Source organism: Mesorhizobium sp. CNPSo 4671 (assembly GCF_057784245.1).
Genome location: NZ_JBWLUW010000086.1, coordinates 1 through 477 on the forward strand (window position 1 = coordinate 1; position 477 = coordinate 477).

1 protein-coding gene is annotated in these 477 nt (G+C 64.4%); it reads right to left on the reverse strand.

The window, feature by feature from the left end:
• On the reverse strand, nucleotides 1-477 hold a 477-nt coding region (locus tag AC04SF_RS37490), incomplete at both ends, for an SIS domain-containing protein (protein WP_488481887.1).

The window sequence follows — 477 nt, forward strand, 5'->3', positions numbered from 1 at the left end:
AGATAGAGCACGTCCTTGTAGCGCGACAGTTCGCGCGCGATGCGCTCGATCTGCTCTTCGAGCTTGAGCACCTGGTTGGCATAGCGCGGCGCTTCCGAAAGCGCACGCACCAGGGTCTTTTCCTGCTCCTTCGAGATCGTGCCCCGCGCCACGCCGGCGCGCACCGCGAGTGACGCCAGCACCGAGAGTTGGCAGGTAAAAGCCTTGGTCGAGGCGACGCCGATCTCGGGGCCGGCAAGCGTTGGGAGCACGACGTCGGATTCGCGCGCCATGGTCGATTCCCGCACATTGACGACGGCGCCGATCTTCATGCCGGCCTTGCGGCAATAACGCAGCGAGGCCAGCGTGTCGGCGGTCTCGCCCGATTGCGAGATGAAGAAGGCGGCGTCATTGGCCGACAGCGGCATCTCGCGATAGCGGAACTCCGAGGCGACATCGATGTCGACCGGCAGCCTTGCATAGCGCTCGAACCAGTAT